Source organism: Pseudomonas sp. GL_093, from assembly GCF_057837605.1.
Window position 1 is genome coordinate 3,982,910 of sequence record NZ_CM174448.1, and the last position, 25,761, is coordinate 4,008,670.

The following is a 25,761-nucleotide window of genomic DNA, read 5'->3' on the forward strand; positions in this document are numbered from 1 at the left end:
TGTATGAGCCTGGCGAAGCCCCCTCACGTTGGATCTTTTTTTGGTCAATCGGTCATCGCGCTGGCCGAGCGCCTGCGCGCGGGCAGCCTGACGAGCGTCGAGCTGACCCAAGCAGCCCTGGACAGCATCGAGCGCCTGAATCCGACCTTAAACGCCTTCGTTCATGTCGATGCACCCGTGGCACTGGCCCAGGCGCGCAAGGCCGACGAGCTGTTTGCCCAGGGCCTGGACCTGGGCCCGCTGCACGGCATACCGGTGGCGGTCAAAGACAATATCGACACGTTCGACCACGTCACCACTTACGGTTCGGCGCATTTCGCAGGCTTCAAGCCGAGCCGCGACGCGCTGTGCGTGCAGCGCCTGCGCGAGGCGGGTGCGGTCATTGTCGGCAAGACCTTGACCCACGAATTCGCCTACGGTCCGACAGGCGATCGCTCGCTGCAGGGCGCGGCACGTAACCCCTGGGATGCCAGCTGCATCACTGGCGGCTCCAGCGCCGGCAGCGCCGCTGCGGTGGCCAGCGGCATGGTGCCGTTGGCGCTGGGCACCGACACCGGCGGATCGATCCGTATTCCGGCGGCGTTGTGCGGAGTGGTCGGCTTCAAGCCATCGTTTGCCAGTGTGCCGCTGGAGGGGGTGTTCCCGCTGTCGTCGAGCCTCGACCACGTGGGCCCGATCGCCAACCACGTCGAGGATGCGCGACTACTGTTCGAAGTGGTGGCTGGGCGAGTTTGTGCACCGGCGGCCAACTCTCGACCATTGCGGGTTGGCTGGATCACCACCGGTAGCTTCGGCCCGGTCGACGCCGAGCTGGATCGGCAGGTCTACCAGGCGGCGCAGCAGCTGTTTGGCGAGGCGCTGCAAGATACTGCTGAACTGGTGCCGCTGGCGGCCGAAATGAAAGACACTTTGCTGGTGCTGCAACGCGCCGAGGCTTTCGATGTGCATGCCGAGCGCATGCAGGATGCACCGCACACGTTCGAGCAGGAGGTGCGCGAGCGCCTCGAATTGTCGCGTGAAGTCAGGGGCTGGCAATACATCCGCGCACAAGCCAGCCAAGCACGGCTCAAGGGGGCGATGGCGCGCTTGTTCGAGCGCTATGACTTTCTTGTCTCGCCCAGCGTGCCGATTACCGCGACAGCAGTCGATTCGCGCGAGGTCCGGGTGGGTGAGCAGGACATCGATGTGCGCGCCGCGTTGCTCAGCCATACCAGTGCCTGGAATCTCACCGGGCTGCCTGCGATCAGCCTGCCGGTGGGACTGTTGAGGGGATTACCGGTGGGACTGCAGGTGATTGGCGCTGCGGGAGAGGATGATCGTTTGTTGCGGGTGATGGCGCAGCGATTCGTGCGGGACTAGGTAACCGCCTCGGACTTCATCGCTTCAACCACATAATTGAGCCAACCGCTGGCGGTGCTGGGGCGATAAACCAGCACCACCTGTTGGGTGCAAGAGAACGGGTTGTCAGTCAGATCGAGCCGTAACAGCTGAAGTTCGGCCAGCGCATAGTCCGGTAGGTAGGCCAGAGCCAACCCCGCGCGTACAAGGCCATCAACCAAAAGAAGGTCATCGCTGCGGTAACGGATGATGCGCGGTTGCTGATCGTCACGCCAGCCGTCGGTGGCCGGCCCACCTTGCAGCCCGCGAAACGGCGGCTGTGTAGGTACCACGAAGGGGTATTTCAGAACCTCGGTCACCGTGGCGCGTGGTCCGTTGCCTGCGAGGGTGAGCGGGTGGTTTGCGCCGACGGCCACTTCAAAGCGGGTCAGTCCGATGTTCAGTGCGATATGGCGCGGGTCGAGAGCCCCAAGCGCTGCCGTGGTCACCAGTGCCAGATCCGCCTCACCGCGGGCCAGGGCACTGAGCGCTTCGTCTTCCTTCTCGTTGCCAAAAGCCACTTGAGCGCCGGGAAAGCGTTCGCCGATCAAACTGGCTATGCGCCGTCCCCAATTCAACTGCAACAGCGCCGGCCCGGAGATCCGGCAGTGGAAACTACCGCGAGTCCCCAGAAACTCACTGCGCATCTGATCGGCATTGGCCATCAGCGCCGCAGCCCGATCAAGCAAGCGCGCTCCGTCGGCATTCAAGCGCAGATTGCGCCCTTGGCGGTCGAACAGCGTGGTCTGCAAGGCTAGTTCCAGTCTCTTCAGCCCCTTGGACAGAGCACTCGGGCTCAGGTGCAATTCCGAAGCGGCATCGGACAGGTTTTGGTGGCGCGCAAGGGCCAGGAATTGGCGCAGGGTCGCTAGATCGAATGTTTCCATTTGTTCAATAGTTGTTGAATATTCGTGGATTGAAAAGCAAGTTTGATGGCGGAGAATAGCGAACGTTTTTTGCCTCGGCAAGGAGAGGCGATGCTGGGTCTGATACGCACAATCCACTTTGTCCCGACCTGCGGTAAGGAGTTTGCTATGCACGCTTTGGAGTTCGTATTGGCTATTTTTGGGGACGCCACATGAAGAAGATCGCTTGCATTCAGCATCTGGCAGAAGAAGGCCCTGGCGCCCTGGCCGATTGGGCTTTGGGTCGTGATGTCGCCATCGAACTGTTTCGCGGTGATCTAGGGCAGTTGCCGACGCACGAAGACTACGATGCCTACGTGTTGTTGGGAGGACCATTCAATGTGGTAGGGGCGGATTGCCCACCTTGGCTGGAGCAGGAGAAGGTCTGGCTTGGCAACTTGCTGCGCAAGGCTAAGCCGGTGCTCGGTATCTGCCTGGGCGGGCAACTGCTCGCTGATCGGCTCGGGGCGCAGGTTGCCCCCATCGACCACCCTGAGGGTGGATGGTGCGAGGTGGAGTTCATTGAGGATGGTGAGGATGACAGGCATAACATGCAGGTGCTGCAGTGGCACGAACGCGGTTTTGCGCTGCCGGTTGGGGCCAGGCATCTGGCCAGGGGATCAGACTGGGAGAACCAGGCTTACTCTGTCGGCGATGAGATGATTGGGCTGCAGTTTCACCCGGAATGGACGCCGCAGATTGTGAATGCACTCAACCGCCGTTTTGCTGCCGAGTCGCCACTACCTATGCCCTCACCTTCGGATGAAGCCTGTTACGCCCGTATGCATCAGTGGTTCTTCGGATTACTCGATCGTTGGTCGGCGTCATGGTCGAAGTGAGAGGGACACCACTGAGTCGATGAAGACAGGTGGAGAACCAAACGCGACGCGTAAAACAGGGAATATCAATGCATCAGGTTGCGCAATGTTATCTAGGCGTATGGAAGCGGCGTTTGATCCAGCACCGCTCAGGGCGTTCAGACAGCGAAACGGCCGTGTATTGGCTACAGACACCGCGACTGTTTGCCGACCTGCGAATCCCCTCCACTCCGCTCCCAAGTCTGGCGCTCGAAGAATTCAGCCACACTCAACATCTGGCGTTGTGCGAACAGAAAGGTTTCGCCGGGGTGACCCAGATAGACGCCGACATTTGCCAATGGCATCGCAAAATGGACTATCAGCCGGTCAGTGGCGCTGAAGACATTGGTCGCATGCACTTTGAAACCAGTGAGTGCCTGATCGAAACCGCTCTGGACGAAAGCTACTACGAAATATGGGATCGCTTGCCCGACTCCCTCGGCGTTTGTCGTGGCCAATGGTTGCAAGCGATGAATGAGCCATCGCGTCAGGGCTGCCTGCTATTGGTCGGGGACTATTTTCTGTTCGCCGCCAGCCGCCCCACACCGCTGACACCGGGCCCTCATTTGCGCGAAACGTTCAGCCAACTCGAAAGCTCAATAAACCCTGTTTCCCTGTTCGCCTGCGAACTGTCTTTTGGCCGGCATCACGCCGGAGAAACCCCATGGAAAATCGAGTGCTCAACGCTCCCCGCCAAAACTGGCCAATGCCTGCTGCCATCATCGGCGGACCCGTTTGCCCCGGATATTTTCGCCAATGAAGCCGTCATGTCTTCACTCGGCACATTCATTCCAGCTGGCGGTTGGCGCTGTGCGCCTGATCCGTGACACCTCCACCGTCGTAAATCAGCACCAACGGCACCCTGCCTTCGTAGCGCTCGAAGTAACGGATCAACCGTCCGTCCAGCTCGACCTTTTGCGGTTTCGGCCCGCTGTCTTCCTCGGCACCGTCACCGGGCACGAACGCGGCTTGAAACTGCTCGACCACCGCATCGATCTCCGCCTCGCTAGCCTCGCCGTCGACCACGATGCCGAGCAACGCACCCAACGGTGAGTAGATCCGCCGCTACCCGTTCGAATCCGCATCGGTACTGGACGCCGCTCTTTCCCGTGCCGCTGCCGGCTTCTGCACTTGGCGCAGCAAACCCGCTGATCAACGCTCGCAGTTGCTGATCGCCCTGGCTCAGGCATTGCGCGACAAGACAGGCGAGCAATTGGAACAACTCGGCCAGTTCTCGTGGTAATAAATGCAGCTATCGCCAGAAAAAAAATGCATTGGGCGGGTGACCAGACCTTCCCAATGCAAAACGACCTGATTAGATGTTCCTCGAATCGATTAACCCAGCGTGTTCAGGCACACCACCTTGGGTTGGGTCATTTCCTCATAGGCGAAGCGCACCCCTTCCCGGCCCAGGCTGCCGTATTTGGAGCCGCCAAACGGCATCGCATCGAAGCGGTAGTCGGAGGAGTCGTTGATCATCACGCCACCGGCTTCGATTCTTCGTGCGGCGCTCATGGCCGTTGCCAGATCATTGGTGAAGATCCCCGCATGCAGGCTGTATTCGGGCTCGTTGGCCAATGCGATGGCCTCATCGAAGGTTTCGAAAAGCTGCAAAACCACCACCGGCGCGAAGACTTCGGTGCGCCACAGCCGACTGCAATGATCGACGTTTTCCAATACCGTAGCGGCGTAGCACGAGCCTTGGCGCCGATGGCCGCAGAGCAATGTGGCGCCCTCTTGCAACGCGTCGTTCACCACTTGCTCGGCATTCTGCGCAGCTTGCGGGGTAATCATCGGGCCGATATCAGTGTCGGCACGCATAGGGTCGCCGTTCACAAGCGCCTTGGCCTGGCTGACAAAACGCTCACGGAACGCTTCATAAATCGACGCCTGAATCAGCAAACGCTGAGTGCCTATGCAGTTCTGCCCCGCTGCCCAGAAGGCCCCTGACAAGCAACTCTCGACGGCGGCCTCAAGGTCGCAGTCGCCCATGACGATCACCGGCGCATTGCCGCCCAAGTCCATGGCGAGCTTCTTCAGGCCGGCCGTGCGCGCAATCTGCTCCCCGGTGACGAAGCCGCCAGTAAAGGAAATCATCCGCACCTCACGTGAGGCCACTAAGGCCTTGCCCAGTTCCGCCCCCCCGGTGGCGACCGTGACCACCGATTCGGGTAGCCCTGCCATGACCAGATACGACACCAGTTTGATGGCCGACAACGGCGCCAGCTCAGACGGTTTGAGAATCACCGCGTTGCCGCCGGCAATGGCGGGACCGAGCTTGTGCGCCACCAGATTCAACGGATCGTTGTACGGGGTGATCGCAACTATCAGGCCCAAGGGTTCGCGGGAAAACCAGCCTTGGCGCGACTCGGAGCCCTCATAGGCGTCGAAAGGCACCACTTCCCCGGCATTACGCTTGGCCTCTTCGGCAGAAAGCTTGAGGGTGTTGACGCAGCGTTTGACTTCTTTTTCAGCCTGCTTGAAGGTCTTGCCGGCTTCGGCGACGATCAGCCGGGCAAACGCTTGGGCATCACGCTCGATGTTCAATGCAGCTTGTTCGAGAATGCGTGCCCGACGATGACGCGGTAACCCGGCACACACTCGCGCACCGCTGCGCCCGGTCTCCAGCAACTGCGGCACTTGCGACGCACAGACATCCGCGACGGTCCCGATGACGGTGCCGTCAAAGGGGTTAAAGACTTCGATTTGTGGCTCCACAACAGCCGGGGCCAGACGCGATAGGTTCACAGGCATTCTCCTAGTTGTGTGCAACAGACTGATGGATGCTGATGATGTCAGACAGCAGCGCAAACGCTGTTTCCATGCGCCCTGCCCCCGGCCCCGAAACCGTCACCGCGCCGAGCAGATGGGTGGTAAACGACACGGCATTGGTCGCGCCGGAAATACCGGCCAGCGGATGATCGTGTTTCAACAGACGCGGTTCGACACTGGCGCTGATCGAACCATCGGCATGCCGCGTGGCCGCGCCAATAAGCTTCCAGCGAGCCCCGTCCTGCCGGGCTTTTTCGATGTCGCCAAGGTCGAGTGAGGAAATACCGCTGCACCTGACATCGCTGACGTTCAGCTTGGCATCCAGCAGTTCATTGGCCAGGATCACCACTTTGAGGCGCACGTCATGCCCCTCGACATCCGCCGTCGGATCGGCTTCGGCGTACCCCAACTCCTGAGCTTTACTGACCGCTTCGGCAAACCCCAACCCACCTTCCATACAGGTAAGAACGAAGTTGGACGTGCCGTTGAGAATCCCCTCGAAACCGACAATCGAACTGCCTGCCAGCGACTGCTTGGCTACGCGAATAACCGGCGTGCCACTCATCACCGAACCTTCGTATTCAAAGGCGACGTTATTGCGTCGGGCCAGTGCTTTCAGCTCGGCGCCGTGCAAGGCAATGGGTCCCTTGTTAGTGGTGACTACATGTTTGCCGCGTTCCAGCGCCCAACGGCAGAACGAGGTGGCCGGCTCGCCGTCCACCGGATTGGTGAAGGTGGCCTCGGCAATGATGTCTGCACCGCAATCCTTGATCACCGCTTCGTTCAGGGCCTCAGCTGCGCCACCCGGCAACTGCGCCAATGCACCTTTGACTGCCGGCAGCTTGGCCAGCAACGCGGCGTCCAGCCCTTCGCGGCCAATCACCGAGCCGAGAAACAGGTCGGTCACGCCAACGATTTTCAGGGTAAAACCCAGTTCGGTTTTCCAGTTTTCGTTACGTTCGGCAATCATCTGAGCCAATGCCCGGTTCACACCGCCGAAGCCGACCAGCGCCAGTTTGTATTCAGTCATTTTTTTATGCCCTTGATCCGGGTGATGGGTTGTTGGGCTCTAGGTTAGGGGCGCGACCAGGGCAGTGAGATAGGCCAATTTGCTCTATTTTTTGGGCGTTTTGACCAGCACCCGGGCAAAACGCCAAGCATAAAAAAAGCCAACACAGGTTGGCTTTTTTCAGAACGACAAAGGGGTTAAACGACGGACGACAGCACGAATGAGGTCACGGTGTTTTCCACCCCGGGCAACGCGGAGATTTCATTCCAGACCTTATGCACCCGCTCCGGACTGGCAGCGCCGACCCGCAGCATCAGATCGAACTCGCCACTCATCACATCGCACTGAATGACTTCCGGTATTGCCCGCAGGGCCAGCAGCACTTCCGCGCCGCGCATGCGGTCATAGCGGTAGACGAAAATCACCGCATTGATGTTCGAAGAAGCTTGTCGCCCCTCCCCCGTGCGTATCGTATAACCCTGTATCGCCCCGTCGCGCTCAAGCCGTTCAATGCGCTGGCGCACGGCATTGCGCGACAGGTTGACCTTCGCCGCCAGCTCGGCGTGGGCAGCCCGGGCATTGAGCCGCAGTTCCGCGATGATGTGTTCATCGAGAGGGTCCAGAATTCGCTTCACTTGGCCTCCTGTTGCTGCGCCTTCACAGCGCGCCGAGCAGCTGATGGATGGTGTCGAGGTCGTCCGGTTGAATCCGGTAAAGCTGCGCCGGCCCTTGCGTCGCGACCGGGCTGTGTTGCGCCGGCGTGCTGATCCCCAGCTCGCCGAGCAGCACCGCCGATTTGGCCGGCGAGATTTCCCCCAGGGTAACCATCGGCGCCACCAGGCTTCGGCGATACAACCTGGCCGCGAGGACACCGGTGGCGGTATGCGGGTCGATGACGTAACCGGTGTCGCGATACAGCGAGGTGATTTCCTTCAGCGTCTCCTCATCACTGACCGCGTAAGAGTCGATGAACATCCGTGCCTGCAACCAGAACTCGTTGGCGATGGTCATCTCACCGCTGGATTCGAACGTTGCCATCAGCGCGCTCACGGCCTGATCGTCATGCCCGTAGAGCTCCCAGAGAAAACGTTCCAGGTTAGAAAAGATCGACAGGTCCATGGCCGGCGACAAGGTCTTGTTGGCTCGCAACCTGGAGTAGTGGTTCTTCAGAAACAACTGATGCAACGCGTCATTCTGGTTGGTCGCAACGATTATCTGGATGATCGGCAAGCCCATTTTCTGCGCGATGTAACCGGCATAGACCTCGGCAAAACTCGCGGCTGGCACGCTGAAACCAATCGGACGCTGACCGCCCCCCAGTTGCAGCACGGCGTGGAAATAAAACACCAGTTGCGCCAACACACTGACCCAGTTGCTGGAGTTGAAACTGATCGCCTCGTGCTGCGTGTACGGCCACTGAAGGAAAAGCCGGGTGACGATGGCCTGGCACTCGTCGAAGCTGCCATTCACTGCGAACTGATGAACCTTGGGATGCGCCACCGCTTGCAGATGCTGGAGTTGGTCTTGCGGTACACCTGCCTCCGGGTAAAACACCACCACGTCCGTTTCGTCGCAGTGCTTGAATGCCTCGATGGCGGCGAGTCCGGTATCGCCGTTGGTGGCACCGAGCACCACCGCGCGACGCCCGCGTTTGCGCAGAAAGTATTGCACCAGCCGTGCCTGCAACTGGGCGGCAAAATCCTTCGAGGAGCGGGTCGGTCCATGGAACAGCTCCAGCACCCATTCGTTGCGATCCACCTGATGCAAAGGTGCCAGGGATCGATGGCTGAATTGGCTGCCAGCCTCCTTGAGCATGCATCTGAGGTCTGCCTCGGGGATTGCTTCGCCAACAAACGGACTCATCACTCGATAGGCCAGTTCGTCATAGGGCAACGTCGACCAGTTGGCGATGTCCTGCGGTTCGAACAGTGGCAGTTCGAGCGGCACGAACAACCCACCGTCCTCGGCAATCCCAGACAACACGACCCTTTCGAAATCGACCTGAACGGCCGAATTTCGGGTACTTACATAGCGCATGGTTGGCTCCGGCCATTCATTTGAAACGATGTGCCTGCTCGACCAGCCAGGTGGAAAACATGACCGCGTCAGGGTGCTGGTCGGCCCCGGAACCGCGTACGAGGTAAAAAGACTCGCTGGCCTCGATGCGCTGGTCGAAAGGCTCGACCAGTCGTCCGTCCTGAAGCATCTCTTCAACCATCGAGGACCGGGCCAGGGCAATCCCCTGTCCCAACTCGGCCATGCGCAAGGTGGAAATCAGTGTGTCGAACTGCATGCCGGTCGACGAATCGACGGTGTCCGCACCAACCATGTTCAACCAGTAACCCCAACCCTCTTCGTAACCCAGGACATGCAACAACGGATGGTTCGCCACGTCCGCCGGCACCGTCAGCGGCGAGCTCGCCATCAGGGCTGGCGAGCAGACCGGAAACAAGGTGTCCCAAGTCAGGCGCTGCGACACCAGGCCGGGCCATTGACCATGGCCCCAGCGAATTTCCATGTCGTCCTCACCATCCAGTTCTTTAACCCAGATGTTGCTGATGTAGCGGATGTCGACCTGTGGATGGGCCTGGCGAAAATCCACCAGCTTGGGTGCCAGCCAGTGCACGAAAAACGCCAGGCTGCCGCGCACCTTGATCGGCCGGCGTTTGTGCTGGCCAAAAATCTCGTTGGTCCCCACCGACAGTCGAGTGATTGCATCCTGCACGACCGGCAGATAGGCCTGACCTTCCTCGGTCAGCCCCAGGCCACGGGGCAAACGCTTGAACAGCGCCACCCCCAGATGGCTTTCCAATTGGCGGATCTGCTGGCTTACCGCACCCTGGGTCAAAAACAGTTCTTCAGCAGCGTGAGTGAAGTTCAGGCAACGGGCGGACACCTCGAATGCCCGCAACCAGTTCAATGGGGGTAACGTCTTTTGCTTCATGGTCTGAACCTCAATGACGCCCCCTCCACCGAGCACGCTTGCCCACCCCGTCGACAGTGCCTAGAACGCATCGGACGGTTGTGCCAAGGGGGTAACCGACAAGCGTCGCTCGCGGCTTTTGCGGGTAATGTAATACACGAAATAGCACCAGGCGATGAATGGCAAACCGAAGTACAGAGCCACCCGCTGTTCAGGGTCGAAAGCAATCCCGACACACGCCAGGCTGCAGCAGACCAGCGCTCCCAACGGCACCCACGGATAACCCCGGACGCGGAACTTAAGGTCGCGGACATCGCCTCCATTGGCCACATAGTGACGGCGGAAAGCAATCTGGCTCGCGGCGATGCTCATCCACACCACCACCACTGCCAAACCGGAGATCGACACCAGTGCCAGATAGATGGTGTCGGCGGCAAACACGCTGCTGAGCAACGAGGCAGCACCACCGGCCATGCTGACAATAATGGCGTTGAGTGGTGTGCCCATGCGGGTCAAGGCCGAGAACTGCTTGGGCAGGTGACCTTGGTCACTCAGGGTCCAGAGCATCCGTGAGGCAGCGTACAAACCGGAGTTGGCGGCCGACAACAAGGCACTGATGATCACGAAGTTCATGATGTCTGCGGAGTACGGAATCCCGATGTAGGTGAACACGGTGACGAATGGACTCTCTACGAGCCCGGCCTGTTCACGGGGTAACAAGGTCGCCAGGACGAAAATGGTCCCCACGAAAAAGATTGCCAGGCGTAGCACGGTAGTGCGAATGGCACGCGGCACATTGCGCTGGGGGTCCTTGGTTTCACCCGCGGCGATGCCGATCAGTTCAGTGCCGGAGAACGCAAAGGAAACCGCCAGTAACGTCATGGCAATCGGCATGAAACCGGTAGGAAAAAGCCCCTCGCGAGTGAAGTTGCTCAGCCCGATACTGTGAGCCTGATCGATATGCAGCAGGCCGAGAATCGCGCCACCACCGATTAGCAGAAACACCACCACGGTCACCACTTTGACCAGTGACAACCAGAATTCGGTCTCAGCGAACAAGCGCACCGATATCACGTTGGTCAGAAACACCAAGCCTGCGAACAGCGCACTCCAAATCCATACCGGTGTATCCGGATACCAACGCGCCATCAGAATCCCAGCGGCAGTAAATTCAGAGCCGATTGCCACAGTCCAGGTCAGCCAATACAGCCACGCCACGGTATAGCCGGTGCCGGGTCCGAGAAAACGCGTGGCATAAGTGCTGAACGAACCGGTTTCCGGCATCTGTACCGCCAATTCGCCCAAGCACATCATGACCATGTAAACCATGAGTGCGCCGATGATGTAAGCGATAACCGCACCCAACGGACCGGCCTGGTTCACGGTGTACCCGGACGTGAGAAACAGCCCGGTACCAATGACACCACCCAATGCCAACATGACAATATGGCGCGTCTGCATTTCCTGTTTAAAACCGGTACGTGTGTTGAGTTGTTCTTCTTTTATGGACATGGTTGTTCTCATGAAAGTTGTTAGGGCGCGCATTAACGTCTGCGATGAGTTACGGGGCAGAGTAAAAACAGGTCGCCACTAGTTTTATTATTATTCCACTTCATGAACGCCTCACTAACGGCCTTGTCGTGAGGTACTAACGTTAAAACTTCAGCTTGCTGCCTCGATGCACGTTTTGTTGTTTGAGTGCTGTGTGTTTGCCTGTGCCGGCTCATCGCGCGAACACCTGACAAAAGCGAACGCCTGCTTCAAATCGTCGAGCAGATCGTCAGTGTCTTCAATGCCGACCGAGACCCGCACCAGTCCTTCGGAGATACCCAGAGCCAGTCGTTCCTCCAGCGTGTTCTCGACATGGCTGGTGGTCCGGGCCGGGCCGTAAATGGTTTCCACTGCACCGAGATTGCCCGCGCAGTGGGCGAATCGCAGACGTGGCAAGAGCACCTTGACCGTGTCCATCCCACCGACCAGAACAAAACTGACGATGGCGCCGAAGCCGGACATTTGCGTGCACGCCACAGCGTGGTTCGGATGACCGGGCAAGCCGGGATAATTGACCGATTCCACCAACGGTTCGGTGCAGAGGAACTCCGCCAGGGCACGGGCACTGCGTTGCTGTTGACGCATGCGCAGCACCAGCGTTTTCATGCCCCGGATGATCATGTAGGCCGAGAACGGGTCGAGCGTCGCACCGTTGATTTCCCGGTAATGACGAACCTTGGCCATCAAGGATTCGTTACCGCACACCAGACCGCCGAGCACATCGCCATGGCCACTGAGGAACTTGGTCGCGCTGTGGATGACCACGTCCACACCTAACGCCAGAGGGTTTTGATTCAATGGCGTGGCAAAGGTGTTGTCCGCCACCACCACGGCACCGACGCGCTTGGCTGCAGCTACCAGACGCTGGATATCGAGTATTTTCAGGGTCGGGTTAGTCGGCGTCTCCAGGTACACCAACTGGCAGCCTTTGGCGATTTCACGCTCGATCTCCTCGTGATCAAACGTCTCGCACAAGGTCACCTTAACGCCCGTGCGCGGCAGGAATTCTTCGAAAATCTTATTGGTGCCACCGTAGCTGTCCTTGGTTGACACCACACGATCGCCATTGGCCAGGAAGGTGAAAAGCACACTGCTGATCGCCGCCATGCCGCTGCTGAAGGCCACGGCGGACTCGGCCATTTCCAACTCACGAATTTTTGCTTCGAGGATCTCGACCGTCGGGTTGCTCATGCGGCTGTAGATAAAGCCCGGCGTCTTGCCCAACGCAACGTCGTACCAGACGTCGATGTCGTCGTAACCGTAAGCGGCGCTGACCACGATCGGTGTTTGAGTGGCGTTGTAGGGGTGCCTGACTTGCTCCCCGCCCCAGACCGCTCGGGTCCCCGCTCCGGCGTTATCAAGCCCTGCGTTGTCAGGTTTATTGTTCATTAAGACTACTCGCACTGAGGGTGGTGAGTGTTGAGTCATTCACCAGATCTGGCGGCCAAGATATTGAAAAGCGGTGCGCCCGAGAAACGATGTTATCGGTGCCAAAGGGCTGCTTTTTTTAATGGCTGTGTGTAGTCCTGAAATAGCTTTACACCTTCTGATCTGTTTTTCAGGAGGACATGATTGTTCGGCGGCTGTCGCCCAATGTCGCCTGGGCCATCGTCGGGGCTCCGGACTACCTCAATCGTTTTACCCCCTGCTCGATTGGGGTATCGCGATACGGCTACTGGTCTTGACTTCGCGTAACGACAAACTGGACTGGATGGATGCAATACCCACCTGACGCCTGAGAACCTGCTCGATAAAGTCACTGTAGCTATCAAGATCCTCTGCCAGCACTTGCAGCACGTAATCGGCATCCCCGGTGATCTTGTGACAGGACAACACTTCGGGCAATTGCGCAATCACCGCCTCGAAGGCGTCCGGAGCGTGATCGGCGTGGGTGGAAAAACGGATGTGCACGAACGCCATGATATCCAGCCCCAGCATTCGTCGATCAAGGATGGCTTGATAGCCCTTTATCACGCCCGCTTCCTCCATTCTCTTACGCCGCCGCCAGCAAGGCGTAAGGCTTAACGACAGCCGCTCACTGAGCTCGGCGTTGGAAATACTCGCGTCCTCCTGCAGCAACGCGAGAATCGCCAGGTCGGTGTCGTCGAGACTGATGCGTTTGGATGATTTTTTCTGCATTACGCCATTCCTGAGTAAAAATTCCCGAATAATCTAGTAAACCACGAAAACAAAGCAAAGAAAGCGCATCCCAGCCGGAACAGAATATTTGCACTGGCTCACATCAACGGATGCGCACAATGTTTACAGTTTTCAGTGATTCCCACCGTTTGCACCATGGCACCGAATTGAAAGACGGCGTGCTCAAGCCGTCCTTCGAACAGCCCAGTCGGGCCGATACCGTCCATCATCGGGTCAAACAGGTAGGGCTTGGCCAGATCATCGAACCGCAAGCATTTGATCGGTCGTGCTATGTCAACGCGCACAGCGAGCGCTACGTAACTTTTCTGGAATCTGCCTGGTCTGAATGGTGCGCAACCGGGCGCACCCACGATGCCTTGCCGCTGGTATGGCCAGTGCGTGATCTGGCCAACGAGCAAGTGCCGACTTTCATCGACGGCAAACTGGGTTTCTACGCCATGGACGCCGGCTCGCCCATTACCGCCACCACATGGCAAGCGGTAAAAACCAGTGCCGATATCGCGCTGACCGGACTGGCGCTGATCGATGAAGGCCACGACAGTGCCTTTGCCCTATGCCGTCCGCCCGGCCATCACGCCGCACGTGAATACATGGGCGGCTATTGCTATCTGAACAACGCAGCCATTGCCGCACAGCAGGCCATTACCCAAGGTGCCAAACGTGTCGCGGTACTGGATGTCGACTTTCATCATGGCAACGGTACCCAGAATATTTTCTACGGGCGCAGTGACGTCATGTTTGTCTCGCTGCACGGCGAACCGACGGTGTCCTATCCGTACTACTCAGGCTACCGCCACGAAGTCGGCGCTGGCCACGGCGAAGGTTACAACCTGAACTATCCGCTGCCGAAGAACACCACTTGGGAAAGCTACCGCAACGCCTTGCTCCACGCCTGCAAGAAACTCCAGCAATTTGCCCCTGAAGTGCTGGTTATTTCACTGGGCGTCGACACGTTCAAGGACGACCCCATCAGCCACTTCCTGCTGGAAAGCGAAGACTTCATCGGCATCGGCGAGCTGATAGCCGGCGTGGGCTGCCCCACCCTGTTTGTGATGGAAGGCGGCTACATGGTCGATGAAATCGGGATCAATGCGGTCAACGTGCTGCATGGCTACGAGAGCAAACGCGCCTGAGTCATCCACTGAATAGCAGCGCTTCAACTATTGAATCGGAGAATAAAAACATGACTCTTTTTATAGACGTCGATCATGCCGCACGCCTGTTCGCCAAGGTGGGAATCCGCCGGGCTATCCGCGAAATGGCGGCTTACATCGAAGCTGACTATTCACGCTGGGCACAGTTTGATAAGTCGCCTCGCACCGCCAATCATTCGGCCGTCGGTGTGATCGAGTTGATGCCGACCGACGATGGCCAACAGTACTCGTTCAAATACGTGAATGGCCACCCGGACAATGGTCAAAGGGACTTGCTGACGGTCATGGCCTTCGGTGTCCTGGCCGATGTCCACAGTGGCTATCCAACCCTGCTCAGTGAACTGACGCTGACCACAGCCGTGCGCACTGCCGCGACCTCTGCCTTGGTCGCGCAGTCTCTGGCGCGCCCCGGTGCAAGCATCATGGCAATCATCGGCAATGGCGCTCAGAGCGAATTTCAAGCCCTCGCCTTCCACGAAATGCTGTCCATCAAGGAACTACGCATTTTCGATATCGATCGCGACGCTTCACTCAAGTTGAAGCACAACCTGTCCGCATTCCCGGATATTGAGGTGATTCTGGCCAACTCGGTACAGGAAGCGGTCAAGGGCGCGCACATCGTTACCACAGTTACCGCAGACAAAGCCTATGCGACGATTCTGACGCCCGAGATGATCGAGCCCGGCATGCATATCAATGCCGTCGGCGGTGACTGCCCGGGAAAAACCGAACTGCACGCCGACATTCTGCGCAATGCCCGGGTCATCGTTGAGTTTGAACCTCAAACCCGGATTGAAGGCGATATTCAACAACTGGAGGCCGACTTTCCCGTCGTCGAATTCTTCCGGATTGTTCAGGGCGAAGTCCCTGGCCGCGAGAACGCCGCACAGGTCACCGTTTTCGATTCGGTGGGGTTTGCCCTGGAAGACTTTTCGTCACTGCGCTACCTGCACGACCTGGCGCGCAAGCATGCCATCGGTGAGCGCATCCATCTGGTGCCGACGCCTGCCAACATAAAAAATCTCTACCAACTGCTTGGGCAGCAACCAGCAGTTCTCTCGCGCCTGCGCACAGTCAGCTGATAGCCCCCTGAGCAAGTGCCAATGGGCCGTGCACCTTGTTAGCGGAGGAGAAACCCTGCCACCCCCAAACCACCACCGTCAGTATCCGTTGCATCTCTAACAAGAACGCTAGACACCCACTTTCTGCCAAAACTCAAAAACATAAAATCAAGAGGTTTTGTAATGAAATCGACTCCATCCGAGCGGGTTGAACAGCCCGCGCTGCAGCGCACGCTCAGCAATCGTCACATTCAATTAATGGCCATGGGAGGTGCCATCGGTACAGGTCTGTTCATGGGTTCCGGGAAGATCATTGCCCTCTCGGGCACGTCGATCATCCTCATTTACATGATCATCGGGATGTTCGTCTACTTCGTCATGCGCGCCATGGGCGAACTGTTGCTGTCAAACTTGAACTTCAAAAGCTTCGCGGATTTTGCCGGTGCTTACCTCGGCCCGCGAGCGGCATTTTTCCTCGGTTGGTCGTACTGGCTGAGTTGGAGCGTCGCGGTGGTGGGCGATGCCGTGGTGGTCGGCGGATTCTTTCAGTACTGGTTCCCCGATGTACCCGCCTGGATACCGGCCATCGGTATGCTAATGACGTTGTTTGCCTTGAACGTGCTGACCGTGAGGCTTTTCGGTGAAGTGGAGTTCTGGTTCGCAATCATCAAGATCATTGCTGTCGTCACCCTGATTGGGGTCAGCATGGTGCTGATTGCCAGCTCCTTTGTCTCACCCAATGGCGTCACGGCATCCCTGAGCCACCTGCTGGATAAACAGGCAACCTTTCCTAACGGCTTATTCGGTTTCTTCGCCGGTTTCCAGATGGCCATCTTCTCATTTGCCGGCACCGAGCTGATCGGCATCGCTGCCGCCGAAACCCGTTCCCCCGAGAAGACCCTGCCTAAAGCCATCAACTCGATACCGCTGAGAATCATCCTGTTTTATGTGTTGGCACTGGCCTGCATTATTGCAGTGACTTCCTGGCAGCAGGTTTCGCCCAGCAAGAGCCCCTTCGTCGAACTGTTTCTGGTTGCAGGGTTTCCCGCAGCAGCAGGTATCGTTAACTTTGTGGTGCTGACGTCTGCCGCCTCATCGGCTAACAGTGGCGTATTTTCATCCAGTCGTATGCTGTTTGGATTGGCTAATCACGACAACGCTCCGGGGTTTTTTCGGCGCCTGTCGAGCAGTAGCGTGCCCTTGCTAAGCCTGGCGTTCACGACACTGTTGATGTTGGTGGGCGTACTGCTGCTGTTCATCGTTCCGGAAGTCATGACAGCGTTCACCATCGTCTCTACCGTGTCGGCGATCCTGGTGATTTTCACTTGGTCGACCATCCTCGCGTCGTACATTGCCTATCGCAAAAGCCGACCCGACCTGCATGCGCAATCGACCTACAAGATGCCTGGTGGCGTGCCGATGGCCTGGTTCTCCCTGGCGTTCCTGGGGTTTGTTCTCTGCCTGCTGGCATTAAGACCTGACACTCGTATTGCCTTGCTGGTCATGCCAGGGTGGTTCATTTGGTTGGCAATTGCTTATCAGCTGACCCATTCCAGGAAGCTAAAATCCGCTGCTGGTTCGGCAAATCAGTACAGCTGATGTTCACCTGCCGCCTCTAGGTGCCGATGCAGTGAAACGTGCTTGAGCAACGTGGCATTTGCGGGGCGCCTGGAGGTTGAAGAGCGGCAAGCGAAGGCCGTCAAATTTTACTGACGGCCAACTCTGCGAATGAACGACTCGCTCAGTGCTGCGCGCTGCGTTGCGCCCCACTGCCGATCACCCCATCCTCAATCCAGTGGGCTTGGTGGTGTAGAAAGAAGCAGAAATCTGGTCGGTGTTTTCCGAGGCGAATCAACCTCGATACGCGTGACTTGGGCGGCGACATCGACATCGACATCGACATCGAAAATGCCACGCAGCAAGTCATCCCTCGCCGTGGTGCGGTGGTATTGGCCAAGTTCGCCGGCAGCAACGGTCGCTGTGTGCAACTTCGAGCAGGCGGCTTGAGCTTTCTCGAGAACTATCCGGTGGAAGAAAAGCAGCCACGCAATATCGCTTTTTCACCCAACGGGCGCTGGTTGCTGGTAACGGGCGAGAAAAGCGAAAAAGTCGGCACTTACGCGGTCAGCAACACCGGCGCCTTGAAACGTGTCGGTGAAGCGGCGTCGGGTTCTTCGACCAGCCTTGAGAAGGCGTAACGCTCGCCCAAGCGAACGTTTACCCGCTCAATCAGGCAGGACGTACATGTGTCGAGAGTTCCTGTGGGGCTTCAGACTTGATCTTGAACCAGAGGGCGTACATCGCTGGCAGGAACACCAAAGTCAGCACCGTGCCGGCAAACGTACCGCCAATCAGGGTGTACGCCAGCGTTCCCCAGAACACCGAATGGGTCAGCGGAATGAACGCCAGCATCGCCGCCAACGCCGTGAGAATCACGGGCCTCGCGCGCTGCACAGTGGCTTCGACCACTGCGTCATAAGGCGACAGACCGGCTTGCTTATTAGAGTGAATCTGGCCAATGAGGATCAGCGTGTTGCGCATCAGAATCCCTGACAAGGCAATCAATCCCACCAAGGCGTTGATCCCGAACGGCTGCTGGAACAGCAGCAGAATGGGCACCACACCAATCAGGCCCAAAGGCGCGGTGGCGAACACCATCATCATTGCCGACATCGAGCGCACCTGAATGATGATGGTCAGCAACATCAGCGCGATCATGATCGGGAACAACGGCAGCAATGCCTTGTTTGCTTTACCCGACTCCTCGATCGCGCCGGCAAACTCAATTCGGTAGCCCGCCGGCAGCTTTTCGATGATGGGTTGCAACTGCGTTATCAAGGCGTTGGAGACATCGGGAGGCTGAAGACCTTCAGCCACGTCACCGCGCACGGTGATGGTCGGCGTCCGATCACGACGCCGCAGGATGGGCTCCTCCATGCGCACATCCACCGCCCCTACCTGGGACAGCGACACGCGCTGGCCTTGGACGCCGGTCAGCGTGAAGGCGGCAATTTTCGACGGATCCAGACGCGTTTCACCCGCCGAGCGAGCCACCACCTGAACCGAACGAATGTCCTCACGCACCTCGGTGACAGGCACCCCTGTAAGCAGGAATTGCAGCTGTTGCGCGACATCGGTCGAGGTCAAGCCGAATGCTTGCAGGCGATCCTGATCCAGCGTGAGATGAAGTGCCGGTGTGCGCTCGCCCAAGTCGGTGTTGACGGTCCTCATCATGGGGCTGGCGGTCATGACCGCACGCACCTGCGCGGCGATATCTCGTAACACCGCGGAGTCGGCGCCCATCACCCGAAAGGCCACCGGATACGGTGAATAAGGACCAAATACCAACTGCGTCACCCGCACCCGAGCTTCAGGCGCCAAACCATCGGCCGCGGCTTGTCTGAGGCGGAGCTTGAGCGCCTCACGCTCTTGCTGATTCGCGGTCAGGACGACGATTTTTGCGAAGGATGGATCGGGTAGTTCAGGGGCCATCGCCAAGTAGAAGCGCGGCGCGCCCTGGCCAATGTAAGCAGTGACGATCTTGGCCTCCGGCTGCTGAGCCAACCATGCCTCGACCTTGGCCGCCGCCACATCAGTCTGTTCGATAGAGGTGCCGTAAGGCATCTGCACCTCAACCAGCACCTCAGGTCGGTCGGACGTGGGGAAGAACTGCTTGTTGACCACGCCCATGCCCAAAATCGCAACAACGAACAAGCCCACGACGGATGTCGCCACCAGGCCTTTGCGGCGGATCACACTGCCCAGCAGGCGCCTGAAACGCTGGTAGTTCGGTGTACCGTAAATCGCCGTATGCCCGCCTTCAGGCACCTTGATCTGCGGCAGCAGTTTGACGCCCAGGTAAGGTGTAAACACCACGGCCACCACCCAGGAAGTGATCAGCGCGATGCCAACGATCCAGAACATGTTCGCGGTGTACTCACCAGCGGTCGACTTGGCAAAACCGTTGGGCATAAAGCCGATCGCCGTCACCAACGTTCCCGACAACATCGGCGCGGCCGTGTGGCTCCAGGCATAAGCGGAGGCCTTGATTCGGTCGTAGCCCTCCTCCATCTTCACCACCATCATTTCAATGGCAATGATTGCATCGTCCACCAGCAGTCCCAGCGCCAGAATCAACGAGCCCAGGGTAATTCGATCAAAGTCCTTGCCCGTGGCCGCCATGACAATGAACACGGCCGCCAGGGTCAGCGGCACCGCCGCGGCAACCACAACGCCGACACGCCAGCCCATGCTGAGAAAACACACCAGCAGCACCACGCCCAAGGCAGCAAAAAACTTCACCATGAACTCATTGACGGATGCGTCAATATTCACCGCCTGATCCGTGACCTTGGTCAGGCTCATGCCCAAAGGCATCTGCTCGTTGATCGCTGTCGCCTCCGCCTCCAGCGACTTCCCAAGATCCAGACCGTTCCAGCCATCGCGCATGACCACGCCGAGCACCAGTGCCGGCTCGCCGTTGTTGCGTACCAGGAACGTCGCGGGGTCCTCATAACCACGCTTGACCTCAGCCACATCGGACAACTTGAGGGTTCTGCCTTGCACCGTCAGTGGGGTATTACGAATCTTCTGCAGGTCATCAAACGCGCCATCCAGGCGGATGAAAACCTGTGGGCCCTTCGCTTCTACCGAACCTGCCGGAGTTATCATGTTTTGCGTGTTCAACGCACTGAAGATGTCTCGTGCGGAAATGCCCAGTGTCGCCAAACGCTCGTAGGACAGCTCGACAAAAATGCGCTCGGCCTGTTCACCGATGATGTTGACCTTCTTCACACCCGCCACATGCAGCAGACGCTGGCGCAAGCTCTCGGCTTCGCGCACCAACAGACGTTGCGGCTCGCCCTTGGCCTTGAGCGCATAGAGCGCGAAGGTGACATCGGAATACTCATCATTGACCATCGGGCCGATCACCCCAGACGGCAACCCCTTCTGCTCATCCAGGATTTTCTTGCGCGCCTGGTAAAATTCCTCCTGGACGGCTGAGGGCGGCGTACTGTCGAGCAGGTACACCGTAGTGAATGCCAAGCCGGGCCGGGTAAAGGTCTCGGTCCGATCGTACCAACGCAGCTCCTGCATGCGTTTTTCCAGCTTTTCTACCACCTGGTCTTGCATCTCCTGGGCCGTCGCCCCAGGCCAGGCAGTGACCACCGTCATTTGTTTAATGGTGAATGCGGGATCTTCCGCACGCCCCAGTTTGAAGAAAGCGTACAACCCACCCACAGAAATCAGCAGGATCAAAAACAGCGTGATTGAGCGCTCGCGTACGGCCAGCGCCGAAAGATTGAAGCCGCTCATCGACTTACCTCAACCACTGAATTTTGCGGAGCATCGGCGAGTTCAGTCCTGACCTTCTCTCCCTCGCTTAGCAAGTGAGCACCCAATGCGACAACTCGATCACCCACCTGCAGATCCCCCGTCACGCGCATGCTGGCCTCATTATTCAGGCCGCGAACCTTGATCGGGCGCCATGCCACCTGCTCAGCTTCCCCGCCCACCACCCAGACCCCCGGGCCTTTACCGGCGTCGTAAAGGGCCCCGATGGGCACCTGTAATTCCTTGGCATCAGCAACATCCGTGTCAGCGATAACCACCGAGATCGTCGAACCCAGGGTGGCGTTGGAGAGTGCCCCCTCCAGCACATAACGCGCTTCAAACGTTCGGGTCTGTCGGTCGGCAGAGTCGGACAATTGGCGTAAACGCGCTTTACCTGCAGTCTGGTGCTGGCCGTATAGCTCAACCGTCGCCGCCGAGCCCAGCGCAGGACGTAACGTCTCGGGTAACTGGATCACGGCCTCGCGCTGCCCTGAATGGGCAACGCGTACCACCACCTGCCCTGCGCCAACTACCTGCCCCGGCTCCGCCAAGGTATCCACTACCACCCCGTCAGCATCCGCCAGCAACGTCGAATAACCGGTCGCGTTTTTCGCCACATCAGCCTGGGCCTGGGCTGCGTTGAGTTGGGCTTTCGCCGAGTCGGCAGCTGCTTTGAACCCTGCGTAAGCTGAAGCAGATACCGCTCCGACGGACACCAGATCACGGTAGCGAAGCTCGTCATCGGAGGCCTGCCGAGCTCGGGCCATGGCGGCCAGTACCGCTTCCTGCTGTGCCCGCGCGGTCAGCGTCAGGTCGTTGGCATCGATTCGCATAAGGGGCTGCCCGCGCTTGACACTCTGTCCAGCATCCACCAAACGCTCCAAGACCTTCCCAGGTACCCGAAAACCGAGATCGCTCTGAACTCGGGCCGCGACGATACCGGTGAATACCCGTGCCGCAGGCGCGGAGGGTTGAACCACGCCGATGCGCACCAAGGGCACTTGAAGGCGAGGATCTGCAGGCGCGGCCTCGTTGCAGGCCGCGAGGGCAAACGGCAACAAGCCAATGAAAATGAATGACAGGTGGGGGCGCTGGATCATAGAGACCTCTCGGTAGCGGATGCGCCATGCTTATTCAAGTGACCAAATATGTCAATAGTCACTGTCGAGACGAATGAACATCACCCACTTGATCAGAGCAAAGCAGAGAGAGGTTTGATATCCAGTTTTTCAGGCGCACACGCTGATACGGATGCGCAGCGCATCCGTCAGCAGAGGTTTAAGGCATCAGGCTGCGCAGAACAAGATTGGAGATGAGAGAAGGAGCTTCTTCAACAAAATCGAGGTTGTACTGCAATAGCAGAGGATTGATGAAGGGCCGCAGAGCGAGATGAATCGCCTCTACCGTCTCGTCCAGCGGAGTCTTGCGTTCAAACTCACCGAGCTCTCGCCCCTCACGCACGATTTGCAACACGAAGCTCTTGATCTGAGCGTCATAGACTTGTGAGCTGGGCCATCGCTCCGACGCGGCGAACGCTGCGATGTCGTAGAGTTTACGGTCGTTAAAGAACAGGCTCACACCTGTAGCGATTAAGGTTTTAACCAGGCGCCGAAAACGTTCAGTCGGCGAGATGCCGTCTACATTGATGGCTTGCTCCACTGCCGCAGCGATTTCAGTCAGGCAATTTGTACAGATTGCTTCACCAATCGCCTGCTTGGATTCAAAGAATTTGTAGATGTAAGCCTTGGAAAAGCCGATGGCCTTGGCTAGGTCAGAAACCGTTGTTTTGCCGTAACCGTATTGACGGAAATGTTCGTTGGCCGCCGCGACAATCTGGTCTCGAATGTCGTGATCGGCTGGGCCACGGGCGCTGGGCGAAGAAACTGATGGCTGATTCATGCGAGCAGCTTACTCATCCCAAAGGTGGTTGACAACTTGTGACCAAATTGTAATATCGTCACAAACCGACCCTTTCGCAGGTATCGCATGCACCCTCCTCCTCGTTTCGCCGTTTTACTGTGTTTGGGTATGGTTGCAGGTTGCGCAGTGGGCCCCGACTACTCAAAACCCCGTGTGGAATTGCCCGAGCATTTCTCCGCGCAAACGTCCAAGGCACGACAACTGGGCGCCGCAAATGACGATCTCGCCGCTTGGTGGAACGCATTTAATGACCCGATACTCAGTCAGATGATAAATCGAGCACTTGAACAGAACCTCGATTTAGCCCAGGCAAACGCAAGGATCGAGCAGGCTCGCGCCGGTTTGGGCGCAGCTAACGCAGCCCTCCTGCCGTCGGCTACCGTCAATGGTCAAGCGGCCCGAGCCCGTCAGTCATTGGAGACGCCGTTGGGCCAAGTGTTGAATTCAGACCCTTCCTATAATCGCTACGGCAGTGCCTATGAGGCGAACTTGAATGCCGGCTGGGAGCTGGATGTGTTTGGCGGGCTGCGCCGAGGTAAAGAAGCGGCCTTCGCCGATTATCAGGCCTCGCAAGCCGGAGCGATTGCCACACGCCTGGCAGTGGTCGCGCAGACAGCCGACCTTTACATCAGCATCCGTGGCCTGCAAGCACGCCTGGAAATTGCCCGGCAGCAAGTAGACACACGACAACAACTGCTCGCCACCATCGAACATCTCTACGCAAAAGGCCTGGCGGCTGAACTGCAGTTGAACCAGACCCAAGGCGCGCTGAACCAAGCGCAGGCCACCGTTCCGGTACTGCAATCAGGCATTGACGCGGCAATGAATGCGCTGGATGTCATGTTGGGCAAGGCGCCCGGCACTTACAGCGCGCAGTTGACTAAGCTGGCGCCCATCCCTGAGGTGCCAGGCCTCTCGGACATGGGCGCTCCGGCCGACCTGCTGCGTCGGCGTCCAGACTTGATCGTCGCGGAGCGCCGTCTTGCGGCTTCCAGCGCGCGCATCGGCGAAGCCGTGTCCGAGTACTACCCCAAACTGTCTGTGGCTGCGCTGCTCGGCAGTGCTACATCGATATCCAGCGCAAACCTGTTCAGCAACGGCGCCAGTCAGGCTTCGGCGGCACTGGGATTACGCTGGCGGCTGTTCGATTTTGGCCGCATCAACGCCCAGATTGATTTGGCAAAGGGCCAGGAAGCCGAAGCCTTGGCCGCTTACCGCCAGTCCGTTCTGCGGGCCTGCGAAGATGTGGAAAGCGCTGTTTCGGCACGGATCAACCGCGAGCAACAATCGACCCAGCTCGCCCAGGGCGAGTCGGCGTATGCGAAAGCCAGAGCGACGTCGTTTGCCGCCTATGAAAAAGGCGTGGTCAGCTTGATCGAAGTGCTGGATGCCGATGAACATCTCCTAGCGGCATCTGATGGCAGAGCCCAGGCACAAACTGAATCGGCTCGCGCTGCAGTGGCCACGTTCAAAGCATTGGGCGGCGGTTGGCAGCGAGATGACTCAGGGGCGCATGTTGCCTCAAAGGCACTATAAGGCCTTGGTTTCGACCCGCTTTGCATCGTGTAAACGTGACTTCCGAACGCCAGTTTCAGTTCACTCGGTTGCGCCCGCTGCGCTTGGCTTGATAGAGGGCATCATCGGCACGAGTCAGAAGGCTTTCCACATCGTCACCGGCTTTGGCGAGGGCGACACCAAAAGATGCAGTTACAGTGTCTAGCACCTCATCCGTGCCACGAACCTTGATCCGTAGCGCCTGAATTTTTAGGCGCAGCTGCTCCGCAAAAGTATGAGCACTGGTGAGATCAAAACACTCCTGCAGGACTACACAGAACTCTTCACCACCATAGCGTGCCGCCAGGGCCTGAGGCGGGATTGAGTTCCGTAACACCTGACCAACATGCTCAAGGACGCGGTCGCCCAAAGGATGGCCATACCGGTCATTGAACTGCTTGAAATGATCGATATCCAACATGACCAATGCCACCCCATGAGGAGCGTTGATCAATGCATGCTCCAGCAAGCGAGTGAAGGTAGCTCGGTTCAACACCTTAGTCAGCCCATCCAAAGATGCAGCCAGTTGGGCTCGCTCGAGCTTGTCTCTCAGACTCTTGATTTCATTTTGCGCTGAGTGCAGCTGGGAGAGGAAAAGCTCTTGCTGATCCTGCATGACCTGGGTGCTCTGTTGCAGCTCGCTCAGAATGGCGGGCAACCTCTGGTCGACCGGCTCCGCGAGCATTTCCATGCAATGGCCAAGACTGGTTTGAAAGTTGGAACTGCCATTCACGCTACGCGAGACATTACGCTCCATGTCGTCAACCAGATCGATCGCTTGTTGTTGCCCTGCGCGCGCCTCCTCCAATTCGTCACGAATGATGTAGTCGCGAAAAAGCTTCGTGGCGGATTCTGGAGGGAAACAGTCGAAGTCTTTGACCACCCTGTCCAGATGGCGATTAAGCTCTGGCTCCTGACCTTTGCTGTAGGTGTACCAGAGAGCATAGTGCACAGGATTGGGTGGAATGTTGTGACGCACCATCAGTGGTACGGCCTGCTTAAGCAGAGCCGCCGCCTCGCGGGAGTCCTCTGGATACAGCGCTAGGGCAGTCGCTCGCGTCTCTGATTGGCTCATAACGTCACTGTGGTTGGTTTTTATTGGCATATATGAAGTCGGGGGCAGCATATCCTTACGTACACCAAGCAGCCATACATAAGTCCATGAGTAAGACGTCCAGCGTTCC

20 protein-coding genes and 2 pseudogenes are annotated in these 25,761 nt (G+C 58.2%); 8 read left to right on the plus strand and 14 right to left on the minus strand.

Annotated elements, in window-relative coordinates; all coding sequences use genetic code 11:
* Positions 1-3 precede the first annotated feature (3 nt).
* Positions 4-1,359: an amidase gene (locus tag AC3IUE_RS18185; RefSeq protein WP_489263187.1), complete on the plus strand. Its 1,356-nt coding sequence runs from the start codon at positions 4-6 to the stop codon at positions 1,357-1,359.
* On the opposite strand, the gene AC3IUE_RS18190 is transcribed toward AC3IUE_RS18185, so the two are convergent.
* Positions 1,356-2,264 carry a LysR family transcriptional regulator gene (locus AC3IUE_RS18190; RefSeq protein WP_489263188.1) on the minus strand — a complete coding sequence of 303 codons (909 nt, stop codon included), beginning with the start codon at positions 2,262-2,264 and terminating at the stop codon, positions 1,356-1,358. The two genes, AC3IUE_RS18185 and AC3IUE_RS18190, sit on opposite strands and share 4 nt — an antisense overlap.
* 191 nt (positions 2,265-2,455) lie before the next feature.
* On the opposite strand from AC3IUE_RS18190, the gene AC3IUE_RS18195 reads away from it, so the two are divergent.
* On the plus strand, positions 2,456-3,121 hold the full coding sequence (locus AC3IUE_RS18195) for a type 1 glutamine amidotransferase (protein WP_489263189.1): 666 nt from the start codon (positions 2,456-2,458) through the stop codon (positions 3,119-3,121).
* Between the two features lie 113 nt (positions 3,122-3,234).
* Positions 3,235-3,966, plus strand: a complete 732-nt coding sequence (locus AC3IUE_RS18200) for a hypothetical protein (protein ID WP_489263190.1) — start codon at positions 3,235-3,237, stop codon at positions 3,964-3,966.
* A gap of 1 nt (position 3,967) precedes the next feature.
* On the opposite strand, the pseudogene AC3IUE_RS18205 reads toward AC3IUE_RS18200, so the two are convergent.
* From AC3IUE_RS18205 to AC3IUE_RS18245, 9 genes and pseudogenes are all read right to left on the minus strand, one after another.
* Positions 3,968-4,186 (minus strand): annotated as a pseudogene (locus tag AC3IUE_RS18205) (acetoin dehydrogenase dihydrolipoyllysine-residue acetyltransferase subunit); the annotation flags it as partial.
* Between the two features lie 288 nt (positions 4,187-4,474).
* Positions 4,475-5,887: an aldehyde dehydrogenase family protein gene (locus AC3IUE_RS18210; protein ID WP_489263191.1), complete on the minus strand. Its 1,413-nt coding sequence runs from the start codon at positions 5,885-5,887 to the stop codon at positions 4,475-4,477.
* A 10-nt stretch (positions 5,888-5,897) separates the two neighbouring features.
* Positions 5,898-6,941 carry a homoserine dehydrogenase gene (locus tag AC3IUE_RS18215; protein ID WP_489263192.1) on the minus strand — a complete coding sequence of 348 codons (1,044 nt, stop codon included), beginning with the start codon at positions 6,939-6,941 and terminating at the stop codon, positions 5,898-5,900.
* Between the two features lie 176 nt (positions 6,942-7,117).
* Positions 7,118-7,555 carry an Lrp/AsnC family transcriptional regulator gene (locus AC3IUE_RS18220; RefSeq protein WP_489263193.1) on the minus strand — a complete coding sequence of 146 codons (438 nt, stop codon included), beginning with the start codon at positions 7,553-7,555 and terminating at the stop codon, positions 7,118-7,120.
* Positions 7,556-7,577: 22 nt separating this feature from the next.
* The gene (gene thrC / locus AC3IUE_RS18225; RefSeq protein WP_489263194.1) at positions 7,578-8,957 is read right to left on the minus strand and encodes a threonine synthase; all 1,380 of its coding nucleotides are present in this window, start codon (positions 8,955-8,957) and stop codon (positions 7,578-7,580) included.
* A gap of 16 nt (positions 8,958-8,973) precedes the next feature.
* Complete coding sequence (locus AC3IUE_RS18230; RefSeq protein ID WP_056741600.1) at positions 8,974-9,864, minus strand: LysR substrate-binding domain-containing protein; 891 nt, start codon at positions 9,862-9,864, stop codon at positions 8,974-8,976.
* 60 nt (positions 9,865-9,924) lie between these two features.
* Positions 9,925-11,355 carry an amino acid permease gene (locus AC3IUE_RS18235; protein ID WP_056741599.1) on the minus strand — a complete coding sequence of 477 codons (1,431 nt, stop codon included), beginning with the start codon at positions 11,353-11,355 and terminating at the stop codon, positions 9,925-9,927.
* 150 nt (positions 11,356-11,505) lie between these two features.
* Positions 11,506-12,783 (minus strand): cystathionine gamma-synthase family protein, encoded by a 1,278-nt coding sequence (locus tag AC3IUE_RS18240; protein ID WP_489263195.1) that lies wholly within the window; start codon positions 12,781-12,783, stop codon positions 11,506-11,508.
* Between the two features lie 249 nt (positions 12,784-13,032).
* Positions 13,033-13,533, minus strand: a complete 501-nt coding sequence (locus AC3IUE_RS18245; RefSeq protein WP_046048637.1) for an Lrp/AsnC family transcriptional regulator — start codon at positions 13,531-13,533, stop codon at positions 13,033-13,035.
* 119 nt (positions 13,534-13,652) lie between these two features.
* On the opposite strand from AC3IUE_RS18245, the gene AC3IUE_RS18250 reads away from it, so the two are divergent.
* The 4 genes and pseudogenes from AC3IUE_RS18250 to AC3IUE_RS18265 form a co-directional block, all read left to right on the plus strand.
* On the plus strand, positions 13,653-14,687 hold the full coding sequence (locus AC3IUE_RS18250) for a histone deacetylase family protein (RefSeq protein ID WP_489263196.1): 1,035 nt from the start codon (positions 13,653-13,655) through the stop codon (positions 14,685-14,687).
* A gap of 50 nt (positions 14,688-14,737) precedes the next feature.
* On the plus strand, positions 14,738-15,790 hold the full coding sequence (gene ocd, locus AC3IUE_RS18255) for an ornithine cyclodeaminase (protein ID WP_489263197.1): 1,053 nt from the start codon (positions 14,738-14,740) through the stop codon (positions 15,788-15,790).
* A gap of 162 nt (positions 15,791-15,952) precedes the next feature.
* The gene (locus AC3IUE_RS18260) at positions 15,953-17,368 is read left to right on the plus strand and encodes an amino acid permease (RefSeq protein ID WP_489263198.1); all 1,416 of its coding nucleotides are present in this window, start codon (positions 15,953-15,955) and stop codon (positions 17,366-17,368) included.
* 398 nt (positions 17,369-17,766) lie between these two features.
* Positions 17,767-17,967 (plus strand): annotated as a pseudogene (locus AC3IUE_RS18265) (beta-propeller fold lactonase family protein); the annotation flags it as partial.
* Positions 17,968-17,998: 31 nt separating this feature from the next.
* Here AC3IUE_RS18265 and AC3IUE_RS18270 read toward each other — a convergent pair.
* The 3 genes from AC3IUE_RS18270 to AC3IUE_RS18280 all read right to left on the minus strand — a co-directional run bounded on the left by AC3IUE_RS18270 (position 17,999) and on the right by AC3IUE_RS18280 (position 23,002).
* Complete coding sequence (locus tag AC3IUE_RS18270) at positions 17,999-21,085, minus strand: efflux RND transporter permease subunit (protein WP_489263199.1); 3,087 nt, start codon at positions 21,083-21,085, stop codon at positions 17,999-18,001.
* Entirely contained in the window at positions 21,082-22,203 is a 1,122-nt protein-coding gene (locus AC3IUE_RS18275; protein WP_489263200.1) for an efflux RND transporter periplasmic adaptor subunit, read from the minus strand. The genes AC3IUE_RS18270 and AC3IUE_RS18275 overlap by 4 nt, the downstream gene beginning before the upstream one ends.
* A 178-nt stretch (positions 22,204-22,381) precedes the next feature.
* Positions 22,382-23,002 carry a TetR/AcrR family transcriptional regulator gene (locus AC3IUE_RS18280; RefSeq protein WP_489263201.1) on the minus strand — a complete coding sequence of 207 codons (621 nt, stop codon included), beginning with the start codon at positions 23,000-23,002 and terminating at the stop codon, positions 22,382-22,384.
* A gap of 87 nt (positions 23,003-23,089) precedes the next feature.
* Here AC3IUE_RS18280 and AC3IUE_RS18285 point away from each other — a divergent pair, with 87 nt between their 5' ends.
* Positions 23,090-24,559 (plus strand): efflux transporter outer membrane subunit, encoded by a 1,470-nt coding sequence (locus AC3IUE_RS18285; RefSeq protein ID WP_489263202.1) that lies wholly within the window; start codon positions 23,090-23,092, stop codon positions 24,557-24,559.
* Between the two features lie 55 nt (positions 24,560-24,614).
* On the opposite strand, the gene AC3IUE_RS18290 is transcribed toward AC3IUE_RS18285, so the two are convergent.
* A complete protein-coding gene (locus AC3IUE_RS18290) occupies positions 24,615-25,652 on the minus strand; it encodes a GGDEF domain-containing protein (RefSeq protein ID WP_489263203.1) in 1,038 nt (345 codons plus the stop codon).
* Between the last annotated feature and the right edge of the window lie 109 nt (positions 25,653-25,761).